Genomic DNA, 22,139 nt, shown 5'->3' on the forward strand with positions numbered 1-22,139 from the left:
CCAGAAGACGACGTGGCCGTTCTCGAAGCCGAGCAACAGCGCCTGACGCTGCGGCAGTTCACGTACGAGGACGCCTGGGAACTCGGCATGCTCCTGCGCGCGCTCGCCGTCGAGCGGAACGCGCCGGTCGTGATCGACGTACGGCACGGCGCCCGTACGGTGTTCCGCTGCGCGCTGCCCGGGTCGAGCGCCGACAACGACGCCTGGATCGACCGCAAGCGCCGCGTCGCCGAACGGTACGGGGCGCCGTCCTTCCTGGTCGGCGCCCGGTTCAGGGCCAAGGGCACGACGTTCGAAGAGGGGTCGCGCCTGGACCCCGACTCCTATGCCGCGCACGGGGGTTCGTACCCGGTGACGGTCGAGGGCGTCGGGGTCGTCGGCACGGCGACGGTCTCGGGCCTGCCCCAGGCGCAGGATCACGCGCTGGTGGCCAGGGCGCTCGCCGAACTGCTCGCCGGCACCCGTCCACGGCGGGACGGGTCCTAGCGTCCTGGCCTTCTGGCGTCCTAACCCAAACCCTTGGGCTTGCGGGTCACGACGTAGGTGACGCCGCCGGCCGCGACGAGGGCCACGGCGAGTCCGCCGTACAGGACCATCGTGTCGGAGGGCGTACCGGTGTCGGGGAGCTCACCGCCGCCGTTGCTCCCGCCGTCCGTGCCGTACCCGCCGGAGTCGCTGCCGCCGGAATGCCCACCGGAATCCCCACCGGTGGTGCCGCCGGAGTCCCCGCCGTTCGTGCCACCGGTGTCGCCGCCGGTGGTTCCGCCGGTGTCGCCGCCGTTCGTGCCGCCGGAGTCACCACCCGTGGTTCCGCCGGAGTCACCACCCGTGGTTCCGCCGGTGTCGCCGCCGTTCGTGCCACCGGAGTCACCACCCGTCGTGCCACCGGAGTCACCACCCGTGGTGCCACCGGTGGTGCCACCCGTGGTTCCGCCGGTGGTCGTCTCCTCGGAGTCCGTGGGGCTCGGGGTTGGAGTCGGCGGCTCGGGGGTGGGAGTGGGCGGCTCGGGGGTCGGAGTCGGGGGTTCGGGAGTTGGCGTAGGAGGTTCGGGGGTCGGAGTGGGGGGCTCCGGCGTGGGAGTTGGGGGCTCCGGCGTGGGCGTCGGGGTGGGCGGGGTCGGTGAGGGCTCCGGCTCCTCGCCCCGGCAGCTGGGCAGGTCCCCGTTGAAGGGATAGGCGTGGAACTCCTGCCCGCCCCCACCCCCCACCACGGAGGTGTGGACGAGCGAACCAACCGTGAAGAAACGCCCGTTGACGCCGGGCAGCGTGACCGTGGTGGTGCTGTCGGCGTTGCCGACCAGAACGCTGCCGGAGAACTGCCCGCTGCCGCGCAGCCGGACCGTCCCGGCGTCGGGGAAGTTCCACAGCAACCGGTCGCGCAGAGCGGGCGGGAGCGTACCCATGTACGTGTTGATCTCGCGCGCCTCACCGGTGAGGTTGACCAGGACGGTGGCCCCGGCGGGGATTCCGGTGAACAAGTACCCTTGCGCGCCGCCGCCCGAGGAGATGAGGTCGAAGTCGACGTTGAACACCTGGATCGCGGACGTGCCGTCGCCGGTGAACAGCGTCTCGTTGCCGTTGTTGCGCGCGGTGCCGGTGGCGGGCCTGGGCTTGCCGTCCACGTAGGCGTAACAGTGGCTGGCCGCGGCGAGGCTCGGCCTGAGCCGGGCGTACGGGGCGGCCGCGTCGTCGTCCTGCACGGCCCGGGGCCGGACGGTGCCGCTGAGCGCCCCGCCGTGGCGTACGACGCCGAAGGTGGACCCCTCTTCGGCGAGGAGGCGTTGACCGGGGGCGACGGTGACGTCCTTGCCGGTGGTCAGGAAGTCGGTGCCGTTGTCCGGCGGCACGCGGGAGCCGACCCCGGCGACGCCGACGTTGTAGACCTGGGAGACGCCGGCCGCCTTGTGCTGGTCGAAGTTGCCGAGGACGACGACCTTTCCCTCGGCCTCGGCGGCGGCCTGCCGCACCAGGAAGTCCCCGCCGACGAAGATGTTGATGTTGTTGTCCCGCCCGGCGAGCGGCCCGTTGTTGTGATCGGGGTAGACCACCGGACAGTTGCTCCCTTTGCAGGGCCCGAGCCCGTCGGGCAACGGATCGGCGACCCCGAGCGTGGCCAGGGCCCCGACGACGACGGACGCCCCCACGACAACGGCCGAGGCAGTGGCCGCCCTTTTCCGAATTCCTGCCGCATTTCGCATTTACGCAATATGCGAAATTTGCCACGCGTATCCCCTGAGACACGCACGGAGGCGCCCCATCCGGCGCAGGGTGGGATCACTACGGGCGGCGCCGCGACCACCGGGGCGGGGCGCCGACGAGACATACGGCACCCACAGGTGGCCGCCTGTGCCAACCCGGCGGAACGGGCAGGCGAGTGGGAAAGCCCGGGCCGCCACGGACGGTGGGGAGGCCTCGGGCCCGCCGCAGGCGGGGCGCCGCATCACCGGCCGCCGGAAGCCGACGAGACGCACGCCACCCACAGGCGGACGCCTACGCCAACCCGGCAGAACGGGCAGGCAGGTCACCGCAGGCGGGCGCCGCGTCCACCGGCCGCCGGAAGCCGGCGAAACGCACGCCACCCACAGGTGGCCGAACCCGCCAACCCGGCCGCACGGGCGGGCGGGTGGGAAAGCCCGGCCCGCCGCAGGCGGGCGCCACGACCACCCACCGCCGGGAGCCGGCGAAACGCACGCCACCCACAGGTGGCCGAACCCGCCAACCCGGCCGCATGGGCGGGCGGGTGGGAAACCCCGGCCCGCCGCAGGCGGGCGTCACGACCACCCACCGCCGGAAGCCGGCGAAACGCACGCCACCCACAGGTGGCCGAACCCGCCAACCCGGCCGCACGGGCGGGCGGGTGGGCAAGGGCAAGGGCCGCAGGCCCAAGCCCCCCCCCACCCCCAACCCCGCTGGAAGCGCTACGCCCCCTTCAACACCTGCCGCTGCCGCCCAAGCCCGGACACCTCAAGCTCCACCACGTCCCCCTCACGGAGATACGGCTTGGGCTCGGCCTGCCCCATGGCCACCCCCGCAGGCGTACCCGTGTTGATGACGTCCCCCGGGTACAGCGTCATGAACCGGCTGACGTACCGCACGACCTCCGCCACGGAGAAGATCTGCCCCGCCGTCGACCCGTCCTGCTTGAGCTCGCCGTTGACCCAGAGCCTCAGCGACAGCGCCTGCGGGTCGGGCACCTCGTCCCGGGTGACCAGCCACGGCCCGAGCGGGTTGAACGTCTCGCAGTTCTTGCCCTTGTCCCACGTGCCGCCGCGCTCCAGCTGGAACTCCCGCTCGGACACGTCGTGCGACACCGCGTACCCGGCGACGTACGCCAGCGCGTCCTCGTCCTCGCCCACATACCGCGCGGTGCGCCCGACGACGATGGCAAGCTCGACCTCCCAGTCGGTCTTGACCGACCCGCGCGGCACGAGCACCGTGTCGTCGGGCCCGACCACCGTGTCCGCCGCCTTGAGGAAGACGACGGGCTCGGCGGGCGTCGCCGCGCCGGTCTCGGCGGCGTGGTCGTGGTAGTTCAGCCCGATGCACACGACCTTCCCGACCCGCGCCACCGGCGGCCCGACGCGCACCCCGGCATCGGCGAGCGCGGGCAGCACCCCGGCGCCGGCCGCGGCCCGTATCCGGTCCAGGGCGAACTCGTCGGCCAGCAGGTCGCCGTCGATGTCCGTCACCAGGCCGGACAGGTCCCGCAGGGTCCCGTCGGCGTCGAGCAGCGCCGGACGTTCCGCACCGGCGTCGCCTACGCGCAGCAGCTTCATGGTCAGTCTCCCTATGGTCGAGCGGGGCCCGGCCGATGGGTAGCGGCCATCGGAGGATCGTCCGATCGTCCAAGGAAGCCGTCCACTCCGCAAGACCCCGTTCACAAACTGGACCGTAACCAGGGCGGCACGTGCTAGGCGGCGGTCGTCAGCGCGGCGGGCGCGGGCAGCATGTGCTGGTAGAGGAAGGCCCGCTCGACGGCGGTCCAGGTGGTGCTGGTCACGACGTAGAGCGCGGCGGCGAGCGGCACCACGGCGACCGTGAACAGGGTGGCGAAGGACAGCAGCGGCATGAACTTGCTCATCGCCGCCATCCCCGGCACCGCGTCCTGCCCGCCCGGCGCCACGACGGGACTGGCCGCCATCTGCCGCTTCATCCGCCGGTAGTTGAAGGTGGCCACGGCCCCGACGACCGCGAACAGCGCGACATACACGAGCCCGCGCGCACCGAAGAACCCGCCGTGCGCGAGCGCGTCCGCCCAGTGCCCGCCGAGCGGCGCCTGGAAGAGGGTGTGGTCGAGCAGACCGTTGGCCCTGCCGCCGATGTCGGTGCTGGAGAACAGGTGGTAGAGCAGGAAGAACGCGGGCATCTGGAGCAGCCCCGGCAGACACCCCGACATCGGCGACACCTTCTCGGCGGCGTGCAGCTCCATGACCGCCTTCTGGAGTGCCTTGCTGTCCTTGCCGTGTTTCTCCCGCAGCGCGGCGATCTGCGGCTTCAACCTGGTCTGCGCCTTGTGACCCCGCGCTGCCTGCCGCGACAGGGGGTGCACAGCGAGACGTACAAAAGCAGTGAAAAGCATGATCGCGACGGCCGTCGACGCACCGTGGAAGACCGGGTCGAGCAGACCGGCGAGGTGTTCGGTGAGGTTCGCGAAAGCGCTGAAAAGGGGCGTGAACATGCGGAAGCCCTCCGGGGCGTCTCGTCAGGGATGACACGTGGGCGCACGGGTGTGCCGTGCGGATGCGCGTGCGATGACGAGCCGGCGGGGCGACGCCAGGAAGCCAGGAGCCAGGAGGCTAAGAGGCTAGGAAGCGCTGGTGGGGATGCGGATGCCCCTACGCGGCCGTCAGGACGAGACGGCCGGGCGCTCGGGGCCGGGGCCGCCCGGAGGCGTCGGGATCGCGCTGCGGCAGGAAGGCGGTACGCCGTTCCCGGTCGCGGATCGCGGTCCGCACCCGGGTGCGCGCCACGGGCATCGCGCGCGAGGCGAGCGTGGCGCACACGGCGAGCGCGGAGCCGACGGCGGCGGTCGCGGCGAGCGCGACGGCGGCGGAGAGCGTGCCGCCCTCGACGAGGACGGCCTGGGCGAGCACGAACAGGAGGAAGCCGAACAGGGGCCGGGCGAGGCGTGCGCACCGCGCGATGACTCCGCTCATGCCGCCCGCCTCCTTCGGTCACTCGTTCAGCCGCGTATGTCCTTCCCGTTATACACGACCCCCGGGCGCGGCCCCGTTGAGGGACGGCCCCGGGCCACCCCGCCCAGGCCAGCGCCCCGTGCGGGCCGCCTCACACCCGAACGTCGTCGAACGGATCTCGAGCCAGGGCATCCTCGCCCACCGGCTCCGCCCCCTTCGGCCCCGCGTACGACAGCGCGAGCGTCACCGCGAGATTGACGCCGAGCGCGACGATCCCCGCGTTCACCCCCCACACCGGATCGTGATCGGTGAACACGAACCCGCAGACCGTCCCGACCCCCACCGCGAGCCCCGCGAGCCCGCCCACCAGCGTCACCCTCCGCCACACGAGCCCCAAGAGCAGCAGCGGCAGGAGCTGAGCCATCCCCTCGTAGGAGATGAGCGAGAGCCGTACGAGAGTGTTGGGCACGGTGTACGTCATGAGCAGCGCCAGCGCCCCCGCGACGATCACCACGACCTGCGAGGCCGCCTTCTGCCGCACCCGGAGGCCCGGTACGAGCGCCAGCACGCTGCGCCCCCACATCGTGCCGATGACCAGCATGAACACCGCCATCGGCACGATCGAGGACAGCGCCGCGGCAACGCCGATGAGCCCGACGGTCCACGCGGGCAGCGAGTCCACGACGAGTTTGAAGAGCGCGAGGTTGGAGTCGGCGCCCACCAGCCCCGGCACGACGAAGACCGCCGCCATGCCGAGCAGCATGGGCACGAAGAGCAGCACGTTGTAGGCGGGCAGCAGCATGGCGTTGCGCCGCAGGGTGTCGGCGCTGCGGGCGCCGAGGTAACCGGCCACCGTGGTCGGGAAGATGACGACGGTCAGGGAGTTGAGGACGGTCGTCGAGGCGAACCACGCCTGCCCGAACACCCCGCCATGGCCGGGCAGCGTCAGCCAGTCGCTCTTCTCGTTCACGATCCGGTCGAAGAAGTGCCCGTACCCGTCGAAATAGTGCAGCGGCACATAGATCGCAAGGAGGGCCAGGGTGACGATGACGAGCACGTCCTTGAGCACGGACACCCAGGCGCTGCCGCGCAGCCCGCTGACCACCACGAACCCCGTCGTCACCGCGAAGGCAAGGAAATAGGCCCAGTTGAGCGAGATCGCGCCGTAGGAGATGGTCGAGACGACCACGCCCATGCCGGTGATCTGCAACTGGATGTACGGCAGCAGGAAGACGGTGGCGAGCAGCGCGACCAGCGCCCCCAGCCAGGGCCGCCCGTACCGGTGGGCCACCATGTCGGTGATCCCCACCAGGCCGTGCTTCTTCGCGTACGCCCACAGCAGGGGCCCGACCACGTACCCCACGGCGTAGCCGCACGACATGTAGGCGACGACGTACAGCACCGGGGCACCGTAGTTGTAGCCCCACCCCGCAGCACCCAGATAGCTGAAACTGGTGTAGCTCTCGCCGGCCATCAGAACCCAGATGAACACGGTCCCAAGGCTCCGCCCCCCGACGGACCACTCGGCGAGCCCGCCCCCTCCTTCGGCCCTTCGGCCACGGACGGCGAGCAGCCCGAGTGCGACCGTGCCGACCATGAAGGCGCCGAAGATGGTCGTGGCGACGGCGGCGCTGCTCATCGCTCGCCTCCCGCCGCCGGTGTCGGCTTCGTTGCCGCCGCCGGTGCCGCTGCCGCTGCCGCGCGGGCGCGACGGTCGCCCCGCCAGGTGAACCAGATGGCGAGCGGCGTCAGCAGCGTCGCGATCAGCAGCCACAGGAAGAGGAAGGGGAGCCCGAACACCACGGGCCGCACCTTGTTCACGAAGGGCAGCGCCCCCAGGTAGAGCAGGTAGGGCACCCCCAGCCAGAGCACATGAGATCGACGACGACGCATACCCGAACGCTAGCGCGGCCGGCTCGACCTCAACTTGCCCCACACAACCAGGCGGTAGGTGGAGGTGAACTCGGGCGTACAGGTGGTGAGCGTGAGGTAGTGCCCGGGCGTGCTGTACCCGTACGAGGGCTTGACATCACTATGGGGAACGGCCGCTATGGTTCCGCCGTCGCGCGCCGAGGTCTGGGGCAGCACGGAATCGACGACGTACGTATAGACGGCGTCCCGCGTCTCCACCACCACCTCGTCCCCCGCCCCCAGCTTGTCGAGGTGGCGGAAGGGTTCCCCATGGGTGTTGCGGTGCCCGGCGAGCGCGAAGTTGCCCGCCTGCCCCGGCTGTGCGCTCCCCGGATAGTGCCCGACATACCCCTTGTCCAGGACGCCGGCCTTGCTGATCCCCTGCGCGACGGGCGCGGTGATGCCGATCCGTGGAATCCGGATGACGGCGTACGCGTGGTCCCCGCGCGGCGCGCCGCCACCTCCGACGCCGGAGGACTGGACCCCGGTGGCCGGCCCGCCCCGGTCGACGGACACCCCGTGCCCACCGCCCGCGCTCCCCTGACCGGTCCCGTCCGCCTGCCCGTTCGCATCCCCTTGACCGCTTACGTCCCCCTGCCCCGCCGCGAGCCCGGTGTCCGCGGGCCCCCGCCCGGCCGCGCTCCACGTCTGTTCAAGGGAGCGGACGGTGCGGCCGGCCTCGGCGCGCGCCTCCCGGTTGGTCCACCACAGCTGGTGCGCGACGAGCAGCAGGACGACGAGCCCAAGCGTCACGGCGACCTCGGCCCCGGCCCACAGCCCCCGCGCCCCCCACCCCCGCGCCCCGCACCCCCGCCACCCGGACCGGTCCACCCGGACCCGCCGCCACCGGCGCCGGCCCGCCCAGCGCCGCCACCCCCGCCGGGCGGCCACCCGAACCCGCCACCCGCGCCCGCCCCGCGCCACCACCGGCATCCCTGTGCGCACGGCCGCAGGGTAGGTGGCGCACCCGCAACCCACCAGCCCCGCGACGCGACGGCCCGAACATGCCGGTCCGGAGCTGAGGGCTCGTGGCGACGGCCCCAAACGTGCCGGGCCCCACGCAACGGCCGGACGCGACGGACCCGACCCGAGGCGGCGGCCCGAGGTAACGAACCCGACGTGACGGGACCCGACCCGACAGCCCGAACGTGCCGGGCCGGAGCTGACGGACCCGAACGTGACGGACCCGACGTGACGGACCCGACGTGACGCACTCACCCCCCAGCCTCCGAAGCGCCCTCCGTCGAGCCCCCGTACAGCAGTACGGTGTCCCTCATGCGCCCCGACACGCCTGCCGATCACACTGCCGAAGCCGAGCGTCTGCTGCGCACCGCGGCCCAGTACCCGGAGGACCACGAGCCCCTGCTGCTGCGGGCCGCGGCCCATCTGGAACTCTCGGGCGACCGCCCCGGGGCCACGACGCTCTACGACCGCCTGCTGTCCTCGTCCGCGAAGGTGGACCACCCCCACCTGGTGAAGGCGTTCAAGGCGGCGAACCTGTGGGAGTACGGTCACGAGCCGGAGGCACGCGCGATCATCGACGGCATCCGGGCGGCGGCGCCGCTGGACCCGGCGGCCTGGGAGATCGTCGCCGAGACGCTGGAGGCCCACGACGAACTCGACCTGGCCCACGCCTCGCTGACCACCGCGCTGACCCTGCTGGGCGTCGCGGAGGCGTCGGTGGACCGCACGGGCATCCCGTACAGCACCCAGTCCCTGCTCGCCACCCGGCACCGGGTGCGCCGCCTGCTGGCGCTGCCGCACGACACGTGGGACACCCTGGCCGACGAGCTGCACACCGCGCCGATCTCCCTGGACGAACTCCACGACCCGAAGCGCCTGTGGTCCCTCGGCTCGGAGGACCCGGCGGAACTCCGCGCCGAACTGGCCCGCCTGCGCGCGGAGTTGGGCCACTACCGCCTTGCCCTGTCCCGCCCGTTCCCGGTCGCGGTCCTGCACTGGCCGGAGCCGGAACTGGACGAACTCCTCACCGCGTATCCCGAGCTCCAGTCCGAATACCCCACCCACGCGGCCCACTTGCTGGACATCGAGGCGTCCCTGCGCGAACTGGCGGCCGCCGGCACCCCGAACCTGGGCGTCGTAACAGCCACGGTCCCCTCCTACGAAGCCTTCGCCGCCTCGGAATCCTCCTCCCCCGCCAACGCCGACCTCCTCCCCCAGTACGCCACCACCCTGGCCGCCCGAGGCCGAGCAGTCCCCTGGCCCCCAAGCCGCGGCGCGGACTGCTGGTGCGGCTCAGAAATCAACTATGGGGACTGCCACGGCGTGCAGTAAATCCTGGGCGGACGTAGGCAAGCTGCTTCACTCTCCCCGAAGTGTCAGTGGCCCCTGCTTCACTAGGGGTCACAATCCACGGGAGGGGCGCACGTGACCAACACCATCGACTCCGGGCAACCAGCAACTGGCCTCTACGAGCAGCTCATTACGCTGCGCCTCACTCAACAGCTCAAGGGGCTCAGTGCTCACGGCTGGCGCACCGTTGAAGCGGAGGTCGGTAGCGAGTCGACGCCGCATGTCCTTGCTCGGCACATCGCTGAGACGGTGCGCCGGGTGCTGCATGGACTGCCGAGCGCAGAGCGCGTGCACGCCGCCAATCACATCCTGGAATCCATGAGCACCCTGGATGGTGCGCGCCAGTGGGTGGATCTCGTGGACGATGGACCACGTCAGTTGTTGGCTCTCGCCGAGCCGGAGGCGCCAGGCGTTTACGCGCTCCGGCCCGCCACCCCTCTTTCGGAAACGGCGCTCATCACCAACGCGCCCGACGATCCGAACCTGGGCTTTGAGCTTCGTACCGAGCTCGCCACAGCGGACCGAGTGGACCTGCTCTGTGCCTTTGTGAAATGGCACGGTCTGCGAGTTCTGGAGCAGTCCCTCAAGGCGGCTCGATCCCGGGGCGTACCGATCCGAGTCATCACCACCACCTACATCGGGGCCACTGAGCGACGGGCCCTGGACCGCCTGGTGCAGGAGTTCAATGCGGAGGTACGCGTCAGCTACGAGTTGCGGTCGACGCGTCTCCACGCGAAGGCGTGGCTCTTTAGGCGCGAGAGCGGATACGACACGGCGTACGTCGGCAGCTCGAATCTCTCTAGGGCGGCCCTCCTAGATGGCTTGGAATGGAACGTGCGACTGTCATCCGTCGCCACCCCCAACGTCCTGCGGAAGTTTGAGGCGACCTTCGATTCGTACTGGAACGATTCATCCTTCGAGCCGTATGACCCAGCCCGGGACGGCACGCGACTCGATGAAGCACTGGGGCGTGCCTCAGGACGTACGCTCAACGACGGGCGCCCCTCACTTCAGCTTTCCGGCTTGGAAGTACGGCCCTACCCACACCAGCGCGACATGCTGGAGCGCCTGGCGGTTGAACGGACCGTCCACGATCGACACCGGAACCTGCTCGTTGCCGCGACCGGGACAGGCAAGACAGTGATGGCGGCTCTTGACTACAAGCAGTTGCGTCACACGCTAGGACGCGACGCTCGACTCTTGTTCGTCGCTCACCGCAAAGAAATTTTGCAACAGTCACTCCGCACCTACCAGGACGTCCTAGTTGACGCAGACTTCGGTGAACTCCTCTTCAGCGGCGAGATCCCCGAGCGCTGGACGCATGTGTTCGCAAGCGTCCAGTCCCTCAACACCCGTGCCCTTGAGCGGCTTGCACCAGATCACTTCGACGTCATTGTGATCGATGAGTTTCATCACGGCACGTCCCCCACGTATCGGAAAATTCTTGACCATTTCCATCCCGTCGAACTCCTCGGCCTGACCGCGACTCCCGAACGCATGGACGGTAAGACCATTCATGATGAGTTCTTCGGCGGGCGCATCGCGGCCGAGATGCGCCTCTGGGAAGCTCTAGAGAACGACCTCCTTAGCCCCTTTCACTACTTCGGGATCAGCGACAACACGGATCTGCGCGCTGTCGAGTGGAAGCGCGGAACGTACGACAACTCATCGCTGAACAACGTTCTGACCGGGAACGATGCTCGTGCCCGCCTGGTGATCAAGGCCGTTGAGGACAAGGTCGCCGACCCTGCTGCAATGCGAGCCCTCGGCTTCTGCGTCTCGGTCGCCCACGCTCGTTTCATGGCGGCATACTTCCAGCGGGCCGGGTTGAACGCCGTCGCCCTATCCGGTGAGACGCCGTCATTGGAACGCCAACAGGCATTGGCCGATCTGAAGTCGGGCAACCTACAGGTCATTTTCTCGGTCGACCTGTTCAACGAGGGACTTGATATCCCTGACGTAGACACGTTGCTGCTGTTGCGTCCCACCGCCAGTGCCACGGTTTTCCTCCAACAGCTAGGCCGAGGGCTGCGGCGCAGCGAAGGAAAAGCCGTGCTGACCGTCCTCGACTTCATCGGACAGCATCGCAAGGAGTTCCGGTTCGAGAACCAGTTCCGCGCGCTCACTAACCTGACCAGGAAGCGCCTTCTCAACCACATCGAGCACGATTTTCCCCAGCTTCCGTCCGGCTGCCAGATCATCCTGGAGCCTAAAGCAAAGGGGATTATTATCGAGAACATCAAGTCGCAACTCGGAGTCAACGTGGTCGTGTTGGCTCGTGAAGTGGCGGCATACGGAGAGCGGCGCCTTAGCAATTACCTGGAGGAGAGCGGACGCGAGCTTAAGGAGATCTACCGAGGAGGCAACTCGTGGACGGTTTTGCTGCGTCGAGCACAGCTCCTGACAAACCCTGTTCCCGATGATGAGGCAGCCCTCCTCAAGCGGGTCCCGTCCTTTCTTCACGTAGACGACCCCCAACGAGTGGCCGCGTACTCGCAGATGCTGAACGACCAACCCCCCGCTTACGACGACCTCAGCACACAGGCCCAGGGTTACGCCCGAATGCTCTTCTTTTCCCTCTGGCCCACCGGAGGCACCTTCGAGAGCTACGACGAGGCGTTCGCGTCCCTGGCTAATCAGCGTGCCGTGCGCGATGAGTTGAGACAAGTGCTGGCGTATAACTTGGCCCGCACAGAGCACATCCCTGTTCCGCTCGGCGATGACCAAGCCGATCTACCGCTCACGGTGCACGCCTCGTACACGCGCGAGGAAATTCTCCCGGCACTAAGGCAGGCGGGCATCGGTGGCTTCATGGCAGGCCACTTCCGCGAGGGAGTGAGGTGGTGCGAGTCCACGAAGACCGATGCTCTGTTCGTCACTCGCGAGAAGGATGAGAAAGACTTCTCCCCGCAGACGCGTTATCACGACTACGCGTTGAGCGAGAAGCTTTTCCACTGGGAATCCCAGAACCAGACGTCGAAATCCTCACCTACCGGGAAGCGCTACCAGAATCATCAAGCCGAAGGTAGTCACGTTCTGCTTTTCCTGCGTCGCTACAAACACACGGACATCGGCGGGGCCCAGCCGTGGATGCTCCTCGGGCCGGCCCAGTACGTGAAGCACGAAGGCAGCAAGCCTATGGCCATCACCTGGGAGCTTCTTCACGAGATTCCGGCGGATGTCCTAACGTACGCCGCGATCGCCACAGGATGACGTCGCCTTGTTGCACATAGGACACGCCGTACACGCTTTCACAACCGGATGATTGAATTTCAGGGAGGCCCATTATGGATCTGACGGCTATAGGCACGAAGGTGAAGCGCGGGGAAATTCATGACGAGTACGGAGGAAATCGACAAAAGGGAATTAGCCACCCCGCAGGTCACCCTTATATCTTCCTCTTCTCGAACGCCGGACGTGGTCGCCAGAACGGCTACTACGACGGCTGGGGTGAAGACGGGTGCTACCACTACTGCGGCGAGGGACGATACGGAGACCAGGAGATGACTGGGGGCAACCTCGAGGTCGCTCAGCACGCACAGCAGAATCGTTCCCTCCATCTCTTCGAGTCCGCGAAAGACGGAGTGGTGGCTAACCTCGGGCAGTTCGTGCTCGACCAGGAAAAGCCCTGGTTCACCGCGGAGGCTCCCGACGCCGATGGCGACACGCGCACCGTCATCATGTTCATTCTCCACCCAGTGGATGCAACCCCGAATACCGATGACCTCGTAGCCAGCCCCGCAGCGTCAACCGCAGTTCAAGATGTAGAGGTCGAAAAGTACAACGTCGAGCATATGACGGTCACCCCGAGTGGCGAACCGCGAAAGGCGGATCGTCGGGAAGCAAAGCTTGTTAAGGCGTATCGGCAGTACCTGGAATCACAAGGGCACGTCGTTACCCGAAAAAAGATATTGCCCGAAGGGGAAGTCAAGCACCTCTACACGGACCTCTATGATGTCACCGACAAACTCTTGATCGAAGCTAAAGCCACCGTGACGCGAGAAGCCATCCGTATGGCCATAGGGCAACTCTTTGACTACCGCCGCTTCGTAACGCCCACACCAGATATTGCCTTGCTGCTCCCGTCCCAGCCCCGACCCGACCTTCTTAAGCTCTGTCACGCGGCTGAGGTCGCCGCTCAGGTGATCTGGCCTGAAGGCGACACGTATGCGAAGAGCATGCCGTAACCAGATACCCGCAGCTACGGCCGGACCCCGCTCAGGCCCCGCAGCACCCCCGCGTTAGCCTCGAAGCACCCCACCTCAGGAGGCACACCATGGCGAAGGTTTCCGGAACTGCTGTCGCGGTCGGCGGGCTCGTTGGGGGGTATGGGGTTGCCCGGTGGACCGAGAGGCGGCCGCTCGGTGGGGTGGTGCTGGCTGCGGCCGGGGCGGGGGCGGCGCGGGAGTGGCGGAAGGCGGCCGGGACCAGGGCGGCCGTCGGGCTGACCGGGGCCTACGTCGCCGCGTTCGCCGGGTCGCACCCGCTGGCCAAGAAGGTGGGCGCCTGGCCCTCCGTGTTCGGCGTCGCCGGCGCCGTCGCGCTGGCGTCCTGGGCCGTCACTCGCGACTCCGCCGCGTAGCCCCGACGCGACGGCGTCGGGTTGTTTTCAGCACCGTTGAACGGAGCCCGCTGCCCATGCGTACCTCAGGGCAACTCCCCCCAGTGGTCGGGCGCACGGCCGTACGGCAGGGACAGGCAAGGCCGGTCGTGCGCCCGGCGGGAGGAGACGGCGGCGGGGCGCGCATCGCCCTCCCCCTCGCCCTACCAGCCGGTGCGGCGCCCCGCCCACCGCCGCACGACACCGGCGCCGCGCCCCCAGGCCCACGCACCAAACCCGCCACCGCTGCCCCTGCCCGCTACCCGCCCACCGCGTGCGACACCGTATAGATCAGCAGCCCCGCCAACGCACCCACCACCGTCCCGTTGATCCGGATGAATTGCAGGTCGCGGCCGATGTTCGCCTCGATTTTGCGGGACGTGTCGTTCGCGTCCCACGATGCCACCGTGTCCGTGATCAGTGAGGTGATCTCCGCGCGGTACGTCGACACCACGTACGCCGCCGCGTCCTCGAGCCAGCCGTCCAGCTTCGACTGGAGGCGCGGGTCCGTCGTCAGGCGGGTGCCGAGGGAGAGCAGGGACGCCCGCGCGCGCCGGCGCAGTTCGCTGTGGTCGTCCTCCGCCGCCGCGATGATCATCGAACGGACCGAGGACCACGCCGAGGCGATGATGTCCTGCACCTCCGCGCGGGCCAGGATCTCCGACTTGAAGCGTTCCACCCTCGCCCGCGTCTCGGTGTCCGACTGGAGGTCCGCCGCGAAGTCCGCCAGGAAGCGGTCCAGGGCGCCGCGCGCCGGATGCGCCGGCATGTCGCGCATCTCCGTCACGAAGCGCAGCAGTTCCTTGTAGACGCGCTCGCCCACCTTGCGGTCCACGAAGCGCGGCGTCCAGCCGGGTGCGCCACCCTGCACCGCGTCCATCACCGAGTCCCCGTGCAGCACCAGCCAGTCGTGGGCCCGCACGCACACCAGGTCCACGGCCTTGCGGTGGCTGCCGTCCGCGACGATCCGCTCCAGCGTCTTGCCCACGCCCGGCGCGATCTCCGCCGCGTCCGCCCGGCGCGTGATGGCCTCGCCCACCACCGCCTGCACGTCGGCGTCCCTCAGCACCGTCAGAGCGCCGCGCAGCGCCGTGGCCAGTTCCGACGTGACCCTGTCCGCGTGCTCGGGTTCCGCGAGCCAGGTGCCGAGGCGCTGCCCGATCCCCAGCGCGCGCAGGCGCGTGCGCACCACGGCGGCCGAGAGGAAGTTCTCACCGACGAAGATGCCCAGGGACGCGCCGAACTGGTCCTTCTTGTTCTGGATGATCGCCGTGTGCGGAATGGGCAGGCCCAGCGGGCGGCGGAACAGCGCCGTCACCGCGAACCAGTCCGCCAGCGCGCCCACCATGCCGGCCTCGGCCGCCGCCGCCACATACCCCGCCCAGGCGCCCGCGCCCGTACGGTCCGCCCAGGTCGCAAGCGCGAAGACCACCGCGACCAGGATCAGCAGGCCGGTCGCCGTCGCCTTCATCCGGCGCACGCCCCGGCGCTTCTCCTCGTCCGCCGCCGTGTACGCGAAGGCTGAGGAGAGGGGCCCGCCCGGCCGGGTCCCGGCCGCCGTGCCCGCCGCCCCCGCCGCGCCCGGCGTCTGGGGGCCGGGTTCCTCGGACCCCGTTCCCGTACGTTCCATGCGCTCCACCGTTCTCACCGGAAGCGGCCTTCCCCGCCCGCCGTCGTGCTCTCCATGTCGTACTTGCCGTGCTCTACATGAAGTACTCACGGGGTGCGCGATCAGTTCCCGTACGGTCCCGTACGTGCGTACGTCCACTCGTTCGGGTGGGGGCGGAGAACGGCCGGCGCGGGGTGCGTCGCCCCGGTCACCTCAGTTCCTTCCGGCCCCCGTCCCCCTCCTGCCCCCTCTTCTCCAGCCGCATCCGCTCCATCTGCGCCTTGCGCAGCTTGCGGTCCACGCCGATTCCGCCCATCAGGGCGAACGCCACGATCGTCATCTTCGGGGAGCCGGGCGTGCCCACGCCATTGGCCTTGCCGCCGTCCACTCCGCCCATCAGACCGAAGCCCTTGACCTGGACGTTCAGCTCCGGCGGTACCGTCACACCCATCCCGCCCATGATCGTGAACAGTCGCAGCACCGTCTCGCGGTCCTCGAAGCGCGCCTCGCGCAAGTCGATCTCGCCGCCGCCCCACATCGCGAACGCCGTGAACTTCTTCGCCACCGTCCACTCGCCCTTACGGGAGAAGCCGCTCCAGAAGGCGAAGCCTCCTTTGGAGGTCGGCGCGTGGCCGATGCGCGAAGGCCAGTGGACCTCGGCGTCGTCCCGCGTCGCGCGCGGCACCGCGAGGTCCGGCCCGATGGTGCCCGGCGCCGGCAGGTCGCGCACCAGCGGCTCCAACTCCCCATGCGTACGCGCCTTGTAGGCGGCTTCGAGGCGCTGCTCGAACTCCTCCATGTCGAGCCGCCCCTCCGCCATCGCCTCCCGCAGCGATTCCGCGACCCGCTCGCGTTCCGCGTCCGAAGCGCGCATCTCCGGCAGCCCACCCGCTGGTTCACTCGTCATGGGCGAAGCCTAGTGAAGTCCCCGCCCCACGGCGCCGGGGGTGCGGGGGCGCGGAGTGCGGGGTGCGGGGTGCGGGCCCGGCTCACGACGGGGAGAGCGGGGCGGGCCCGTCCGGGGAGCCGTCGGCGCCGCCGTCCGGCGCGTACAGCATGCGCGCGATCACCGCCTCGATGTCCGGTTCGCGGATCGACAGATCCACCAGCGGATACGTCTCGGCGATGTGCGCCACCAGCGGCGCCGCCGACGCCGACGCGGGGAAGGCGAGCCACTGGCGCGGGCCCTCGACCTTCACCACGCGGGCGCCCTCGGCGCGCACCGGGGGCAGTTCGCGCTCCAGGTCGACCACCAGGGTGCGTTCGCTCTCGCCCGCCTCGTGCAGCCCCGCGAGCGCCCCGTCGTACATGAGGCGGCCGTGATCGATGACCATCACCCGCTCACACAGCTGCTCGATGTCGGTCAGATCGTGGGTGGTGAGCAGGATGGTGGTGGCGCGTTCGGCGTTCAGGTCGCGCAGGAACTGCCGCACCTTCGCCTTGCTGATGACGTCGAGGCCGATCGTCGGCTCGTCGAGGTAGAGCACGTCCGGGTCGTGCAGGAGCGCCGCCGCGATGTCGCCGCGCATCCGCTGACCGAGGGAGAGCTGGCGTACGGGTACGTCCAACAGGTCGGCCAGATCCAGGAGTTCCACGCACCGGTCCAGGTTCTCGCGGAAGCGGTGGTCGGGGATGCGGTACATGCGGTGGGCCAGGCGGTAGGAGTCGTACAGCGGCAAGTCCCACCACAGCGTGGTCCGCTGGCCGAAGACCACGCCGATCCGGCGGGCCAGCGCGGTCCGCTCGCGGGACGGGTCGAGGCCCGCCACGCGCAGCCTTCCGGCGCTCGGGGTCAAAATGCCCGTCAGCATCTTGATGGTGGTGGACTTGCCGGCGCCGTTGGGCCCGATGTAGCCCACCATCTCGCCGCGCGGCACCCGGAAACTGATCCCGTCGACGGCCCTGACCTGCCGCTTCTCGCGGCGCAGCCGGCCCGTCCTGCGCCGTACGTCGAAGACCTTCTCCACGTCGTCGAGTTCGATGAGGTCGTCCACTGGTCAACTCCCTTCCGTACTGGTCGTGTTGGGGTGTTCTGGGCGGCTGGTCCGCTCAGCTGCCCGTGCTGCGGTAGGCCCGTACGCCGACCCGCCAGGCGAGCCCGGACAGGGCCACGCACGCGGCGGCCACCAGCGGCGGGGTGAACGCCAGCCAGTGCGGCAGGTCCAGCGGGTAGGGGCGGCCAAGGACATACAGCGCGGGCAGCCAGTTGACGAAGGCCAGCGGCAGGATGAAGGTCACGCCCCGCACCATGTCCTTGGCGAACACCGTCGGCGGGTATTGCAGCAGCGTCTGCCCGCCGTAGGTGAACGCGCTCTGCACCTCCGCCGCGTCCTGCGCCCAGAACTGGAAGGCCGCGCCCGCCACGAACACCGCGCAGAAGATCGCCGTGCCGCTCCCCAGCATCACCGGCACCAGGAGCACCTTGAGCACCGTCCAGTGCACGTCGAGAGCCACCAGGGCGCCCGCCAGGACCAGGACGCCCTGGAGCAGCCGGCCCAGGCGCTGGAGCCCGAACCGGTCGGCGGCGACCTGCGCGAGCACCGGCACCGGGCGGACGAGGAGCGTGTCGAGCGTGCCGTCGCGGATGCGCGCGCCGAGCTTGTCGATCGAGCCGACCACCGCGTTGGCGAGGCCGAAGGCCGTCGTCGACGTCCCGTACAGGAACGCCACTTCGGCGAACGAGTAGCCGCCGAGCGAGTGGACCTGCGAGAACATCAGGGCGATCACGACGAAGTCGAACGCCGTCACCAGGAAGTTGCCGACCAGCATCATCGCGAACGACGCCCGGTAGGCCAGGGTCGAGCGGATCCACATCCCGGCGATCATGCGGTACGCGCTGAACGCGCCCGGCGCCGACCGCCCGCCCGCACTCCGGCCGCCGGACCCGGACCCGGACCCGGACCCGGCACCCCCGTCGGCCCACGTCGCCGTCCCCCTTACGTCAGCCACCCTGCACCACCACCCTTCGTACCGCCGCGTTCTGGAGCAGCCGGCCCGCGCCGAGCAGGGCAGCCGCCCAGCCGAGCTGGAAGCCGTACGCGCCCAGCAGGCCCACGCCCCGGTGGCGGCCCATCAGGACGTCCGCCGGGATCTGCAACAGCGCGGACCACGGCAGCGCCCGGGCCACCTCGCCGAGCAGGCCGGGGAAGGCGTTGAGCGGCAGCAGCATGCCGGAGAAGAACAGCCCCGCGATGGACACGAGCGAGGTGACGCCCGCGCCGTCGAGCAGCCAGAACGCCGTGAGCGCCACCAGGAAGCGCAGCGCGAAGCTCACCACCACGGCGAACAGGACCGCCAGGACGAACGCGAGCCAGGTCACCGCCTCGCCGGGCAGCGCGAGGTCGAAGACGAGCGCGCCGAAGGCGAGCGGGATCACCCCGCGCCCCAGGAAGTGGAAGAGCGCCCGGCCCAGATCCGCCGCGAGCCACCACATCTGGAGGTCCGCCGGGCGGTAGAGGTCGATGGCGATGTCACCCGTACGGATGCGTTCCACCAGCTCGTCCGCGAAGCCTCCGCCGAACAGGCTGACCGTCATCAGCAGGGCCTGGCTGACCCACACGAAGGTCAGGGCCTGCGACTGGTCGTAACCGCCGAGATGGGGGCGCTGCTCCCACAGGGCTATATAGGTGTAGGCCACGATGACGCCGAAAACAGTGTTGGTGAACACCCCTGCCGCAGTGGCCACCCGGTAGGTCGTATACCGCCGGAACCCGCCAAGGGCCACCGCCCCGTACAGCCGCACGAACGCCGCCCTCCCTCCATCGGCACCAAAGCGCAGGAGCCTAGCCCAGCGCTTTGGCCCTACGCGACGGACTTTCCACGGCCCGGCATGCAAGATGTCTACACAGCCCAAAACCGCCGAAGAGGGATGAAACACCCACATCGGCTCGCATCGGCCCCACCAGCCCACGAACCAGACGCATCGGCCGGAGAGACATGAGCGACGACGAGCAGCCGGAGCCACCGCACCCCGGACCCCAGCCGCCGCGGACCTGGGCGCCCCGGGACCTCGGCGGCGCGACGGGCGCCCAAACCGGCCCCACTGCCGCGCCCGGCGACCCCCACCAGGACGACCCCGCCCCCGACGCGGAGCGCCCGGGGCGCACCGGATGGCGCCGCTTCCTCCCCCGCTGGCGCGTCGTGCTCGGCCTCTTCCTGTTCTGCGCCCTGCTGCTCATCGGGGCGTTCATCGCCGGCTACACCCTCGTCTCCATCCCGCCCGCCAACGCCGTCGCCACCGCGCAGTCCAACGTCTTCCTGTACGCCGACGGCACCCAGCTCGCCTCGGACGGCGAGGTCAACCGCGAGAACATCCAGCTCTCCCAGGTCCCGCTGAGCGTGCAGCGCACCGTGCTCGCGGCCGAGGACCGCGACTTCTACTCCGAACGCGCCGTCGACCCCAAGGCCATGGTCCGCGCCGCCTGGAACACGCTCAGCGGCAAGGGCACCCAGGGCGGCTCCACCATCACCCAGCAGTACGTCAAGAACTACTACCTGGGCCAGGAACAGACCGTCACCCGCAAGGTGAAGGAGTTCTTCATCGCCATCAAGCTCAACCGCGAGGAGACCAAGGAGGACATCCTCACCGGCTACCTCAACACCAGCTACTTCGGCCGCAACGCCTACGGCATCCAGGCCGCGTCCCAGGCGTACTACAGCAAGAACGTCGAACAGCTCACCACCGCCGAGGGCGCCTACCTCGCCTCGCTGCTCAACTCCCCCAGCGCCTACGACGTGATCGCCCACCCCGAGAACAAACCGAGGGCGCTGGCCCGCTGGAACTACGTACTCGACGGCATGGTCAAGAAGAAGTGGCTCAGCGCCCCGGAGCGGGCCGCGACCACCTTCCCCGTGCCCGGCAAGGTCAAGCCGCGCGCCGGGCTCGCGGGCCAGCGCGGCTACCTGGTCGAGGCGGTCAAGGACTACCTCACCAGCAACAGGATCATCGAGGAGAACACCCTCGCGACCGGCGGCTACCGCATCACCACCACCATCCAGAAGGACAAGCAGGACGCCTTCGTCAAGGCCGTCGACGACAAGGTGAACTCCAAGCTGAGCAGCGTGCGCAAGGCCGACCGCAACGTACGCGTGGGAGGCGCCTCCATCGACCCGGCGACCGGCAAGGTCCTCGCCCTGTACGGAGGCATCGACTACACCAAGCAGTACGTCAACAACGCGACCCGGCGCGACTTCCAAGTCGGCTCCACCTTCAAGCCGTTCGTCTTCACCTCGGCCGTGGCCAACGGCTCCACCACGCAGGACGGGCGCGTCATCACCCCCAACACCCTCTACGACGGCACCAACAGGCGCCCCGTACAGGGCTGGAAAGGCGGTTCGTACAACCCCGCCAACGAGGACGACGCCTCCTACGGGCAGATCACCGTGCGCACCGCCACCGACAAGTCCGTCAACGCGGTGTACGCGCAGATGGCCGTCGACGTGGGCCCCGCCAAGGTCAAGCAGACCGCCATCAGCCTCGGCATCCCGGCCGCCACACCGGACCTGGTGGCCTCCCCCTCGATCGCGCTCGGCCCCGCCACCGCGAGCGTGCTCGACATGACACAGGCGTACGCCACGCTCGCCGGACACGGCCGGCACGGCACGTACACGTTGGTCGAATCGGTCACCAAGGACGGCGAGCGGACCGAGCTGCCCTCGCAGGACACCGAGCAGGCCGTCAGCCGGGAGGCCGCCGACACCACGACGTCCATGCTGCAAAGCGTCGTGGACGGCGGCACGGGCACCGCCGCGCAGGCCTCGGGACGGCCCGCCGCCGGCAAGACCGGCACCGCCGAACAGGACAAGGCCGCCTGGTTCGCCGGCTACACCCCCGACCTCGCGACCGTCGTCGCCGTCATGGGCGCCGACCCCGACACCGCCGCGCAGCAGCCGCTGTACGGAGCGCTCGGCCTGCCCCGCATGAACGGCGGCGGGCCGCCCGCGCAGATCTGGGCCCAGTACACCCAGGGCGCCCTCCAGGGCAGCGACGCCAAGGACTTCGACCTGGAGCTCCAGGACGGCGCGAACACCCCCGTCGAGCCGCCCACCACCAACCCGTTCCAGTCCCCGACGCCCGGCGGCGACCAGGGGCAGACCGAAGGACAGAACCAGGGCCGGGACCAGGGGCAGACGCAGGGGCAGAACCAGGGCCGCACCGGCGGCCGCGACCAAGGCCGCACCCAGGGCCAGGACCAGGGCAGGACCCAGGGCCTGAACCAAGGACAGAACCAGGGGCAGACGCAGGGCCAGAACCAGGGGACGCAGGGCGGCGCCGACAACGAGGGCGCCGTCAACGCCGGTCAGAGCCAGGGCCGCACCCAGGGCCAGAGTCAGGGGCAGAGCCAGGGCCGGACCCAGGGCGGCACCACGGACGGCGGCCAGACCACCGGAGGCACCGGTGCCATCGGAGCCACCGACAACGGCGGCGTCACCGACGGCGGGACCACCGAAGGCCTGGGCGGCACCACGACCGGCGCCGCCGACCGCCCCCACGTCCCCCGCACCCCCTGGAGCCCCACCCGCCCCTGAGGCCCGACCGGGGCCCCGCTCGCGTGGCGGGGCCCGGGCCGCT

The 22,139-nt window shown here is 69.8% G+C and carries 18 protein-coding genes; 6 read left to right on the forward strand and 12 right to left on the reverse strand.

The genetic code is table 11. The annotated features are described in order from the left end of the window. Positions 1 to 12 precede the first annotated feature (12 nt). Entirely contained in the window at positions 13 to 486 is a 474-nt protein-coding gene (locus ACFYM2_RS19815) for a heme-degrading domain-containing protein (RefSeq protein WP_388837832.1), read from the forward strand. Positions 487 to 506: 20 nt separating this feature from the next. Here ACFYM2_RS19815 and ACFYM2_RS19820 read toward each other — a convergent pair whose 3' ends face one another. The 7 genes from ACFYM2_RS19820 to ACFYM2_RS19850 form a co-directional block, all read right to left on the reverse strand. Then, complete coding sequence (locus ACFYM2_RS19820; protein ID WP_388455545.1) at positions 507 to 2,048, reverse strand: choice-of-anchor A family protein; 1,542 nt, start codon at positions 2,046 to 2,048, stop codon at positions 507 to 509. A gap of 870 nt (positions 2,049 to 2,918) precedes the next feature. Continuing rightward, entirely contained in the window at positions 2,919 to 3,776 is an 858-nt protein-coding gene (locus ACFYM2_RS19825) for a fumarylacetoacetate hydrolase family protein (RefSeq protein ID WP_388837660.1), read from the reverse strand. 134 nt (positions 3,777 to 3,910) lie between these two features. Continuing rightward, positions 3,911 to 4,678, reverse strand: coding sequence for a YidC/Oxa1 family membrane protein insertase (locus ACFYM2_RS19830; protein WP_359005155.1), 768 nt, complete (start codon positions 4,676 to 4,678; stop codon positions 3,911 to 3,913). A gap of 157 nt (positions 4,679 to 4,835) precedes the next feature. Continuing rightward, on the reverse strand, positions 4,836 to 5,156 hold the full coding sequence (locus ACFYM2_RS19835) for a DUF6412 domain-containing protein (protein ID WP_388455550.1): 321 nt from the start codon (positions 5,154 to 5,156) through the stop codon (positions 4,836 to 4,838). A 130-nt stretch (positions 5,157 to 5,286) separates the two neighbouring features. Beyond that, positions 5,287 to 6,774, reverse strand: a complete 1,488-nt coding sequence (locus tag ACFYM2_RS19840) for a sodium:solute symporter (protein WP_388837663.1) — start codon at positions 6,772 to 6,774, stop codon at positions 5,287 to 5,289. Continuing rightward, positions 6,771 to 7,028 carry a DUF3311 domain-containing protein gene (locus tag ACFYM2_RS19845; RefSeq protein WP_388837666.1) on the reverse strand — a complete coding sequence of 86 codons (258 nt, stop codon included), beginning with the start codon at positions 7,026 to 7,028 and terminating at the stop codon, positions 6,771 to 6,773. Before ACFYM2_RS19845 ends, ACFYM2_RS19840 begins: the two co-directional genes overlap by 4 nt. 9 nt (positions 7,029 to 7,037) lie before the next feature. Then, entirely contained in the window at positions 7,038 to 7,799 is a 762-nt protein-coding gene (locus ACFYM2_RS19850; RefSeq protein ID WP_388837669.1) for a class E sortase, read from the reverse strand. Between the two features lie 522 nt (positions 7,800 to 8,321). Between ACFYM2_RS19850 and ACFYM2_RS19855 the strand changes: the two genes are divergently transcribed. The 4 genes from ACFYM2_RS19855 to ACFYM2_RS19870 all read left to right on the forward strand — a co-directional run bounded on the left by ACFYM2_RS19855 (position 8,322) and on the right by ACFYM2_RS19870 (position 13,941). Further along, positions 8,322 to 9,341, forward strand: coding sequence for an SEC-C domain-containing protein (locus tag ACFYM2_RS19855; RefSeq protein WP_388837672.1), 1,020 nt, complete (start codon positions 8,322 to 8,324; stop codon positions 9,339 to 9,341). Between the two features lie 93 nt (positions 9,342 to 9,434). Beyond that, positions 9,435 to 12,572 (forward strand): DUF3427 domain-containing protein, encoded by a 3,138-nt coding sequence (locus ACFYM2_RS19860; protein ID WP_388837675.1) that lies wholly within the window; start codon positions 9,435 to 9,437, stop codon positions 12,570 to 12,572. Between the two features lie 74 nt (positions 12,573 to 12,646). After that, positions 12,647 to 13,546, forward strand: coding sequence for a restriction endonuclease (locus ACFYM2_RS19865; protein WP_388837678.1), 900 nt, complete (start codon positions 12,647 to 12,649; stop codon positions 13,544 to 13,546). A gap of 89 nt (positions 13,547 to 13,635) precedes the next feature. After that, positions 13,636 to 13,941, forward strand: a complete 306-nt coding sequence (locus tag ACFYM2_RS19870) for a hypothetical protein (protein WP_388837681.1) — start codon at positions 13,636 to 13,638, stop codon at positions 13,939 to 13,941. 277 nt (positions 13,942 to 14,218) lie between these two features. Here the strand turns inward: ACFYM2_RS19870 and ACFYM2_RS19875 are convergent, their stop codons facing one another. The 5 genes from ACFYM2_RS19875 to ACFYM2_RS19895 form a co-directional block, all read right to left on the reverse strand. After that, positions 14,219 to 15,589 carry a DUF445 domain-containing protein gene (locus ACFYM2_RS19875; protein ID WP_359005109.1) on the reverse strand — a complete coding sequence of 457 codons (1,371 nt, stop codon included), beginning with the start codon at positions 15,587 to 15,589 and terminating at the stop codon, positions 14,219 to 14,221. 187 nt (positions 15,590 to 15,776) lie between these two features. Next, entirely contained in the window at positions 15,777 to 16,442 is a 666-nt protein-coding gene (locus ACFYM2_RS19880) for a DUF1707 domain-containing protein (protein WP_388837835.1), read from the reverse strand. Positions 16,443 to 16,557: 115 nt separating this feature from the next. Beyond that, complete coding sequence (locus ACFYM2_RS19885) at positions 16,558 to 17,562, reverse strand: ATP-binding cassette domain-containing protein (protein WP_388837684.1); 1,005 nt, start codon at positions 17,560 to 17,562, stop codon at positions 16,558 to 16,560. Positions 17,563 to 17,617: 55 nt separating this feature from the next. Further along, positions 17,618 to 18,394, reverse strand: coding sequence for an ABC transporter permease (locus tag ACFYM2_RS19890; protein WP_388455565.1), 777 nt, complete (start codon positions 18,392 to 18,394; stop codon positions 17,618 to 17,620). A 115-nt stretch (positions 18,395 to 18,509) separates the two neighbouring features. Beyond that, positions 18,510 to 19,310, reverse strand: coding sequence for an ABC transporter permease (locus ACFYM2_RS19895; protein ID WP_388837687.1), 801 nt, complete (start codon positions 19,308 to 19,310; stop codon positions 18,510 to 18,512). 194 nt (positions 19,311 to 19,504) lie between these two features. Between ACFYM2_RS19895 and ACFYM2_RS19900 the strand changes: the two genes are divergently transcribed. Beyond that, entirely contained in the window at positions 19,505 to 22,096 is a 2,592-nt protein-coding gene (locus ACFYM2_RS19900; protein WP_388837690.1) for a transglycosylase domain-containing protein, read from the forward strand. The last annotated feature ends 43 nt before the right edge of the window (positions 22,097 to 22,139 follow it).

Origin of the sequence: Streptomyces sp. NPDC006711, assembly GCF_042869775.1 — a bacterium.
Taxonomy (GTDB): Bacteria; Actinomycetota; Actinomycetes; order Streptomycetales; family Streptomycetaceae; genus Streptomyces.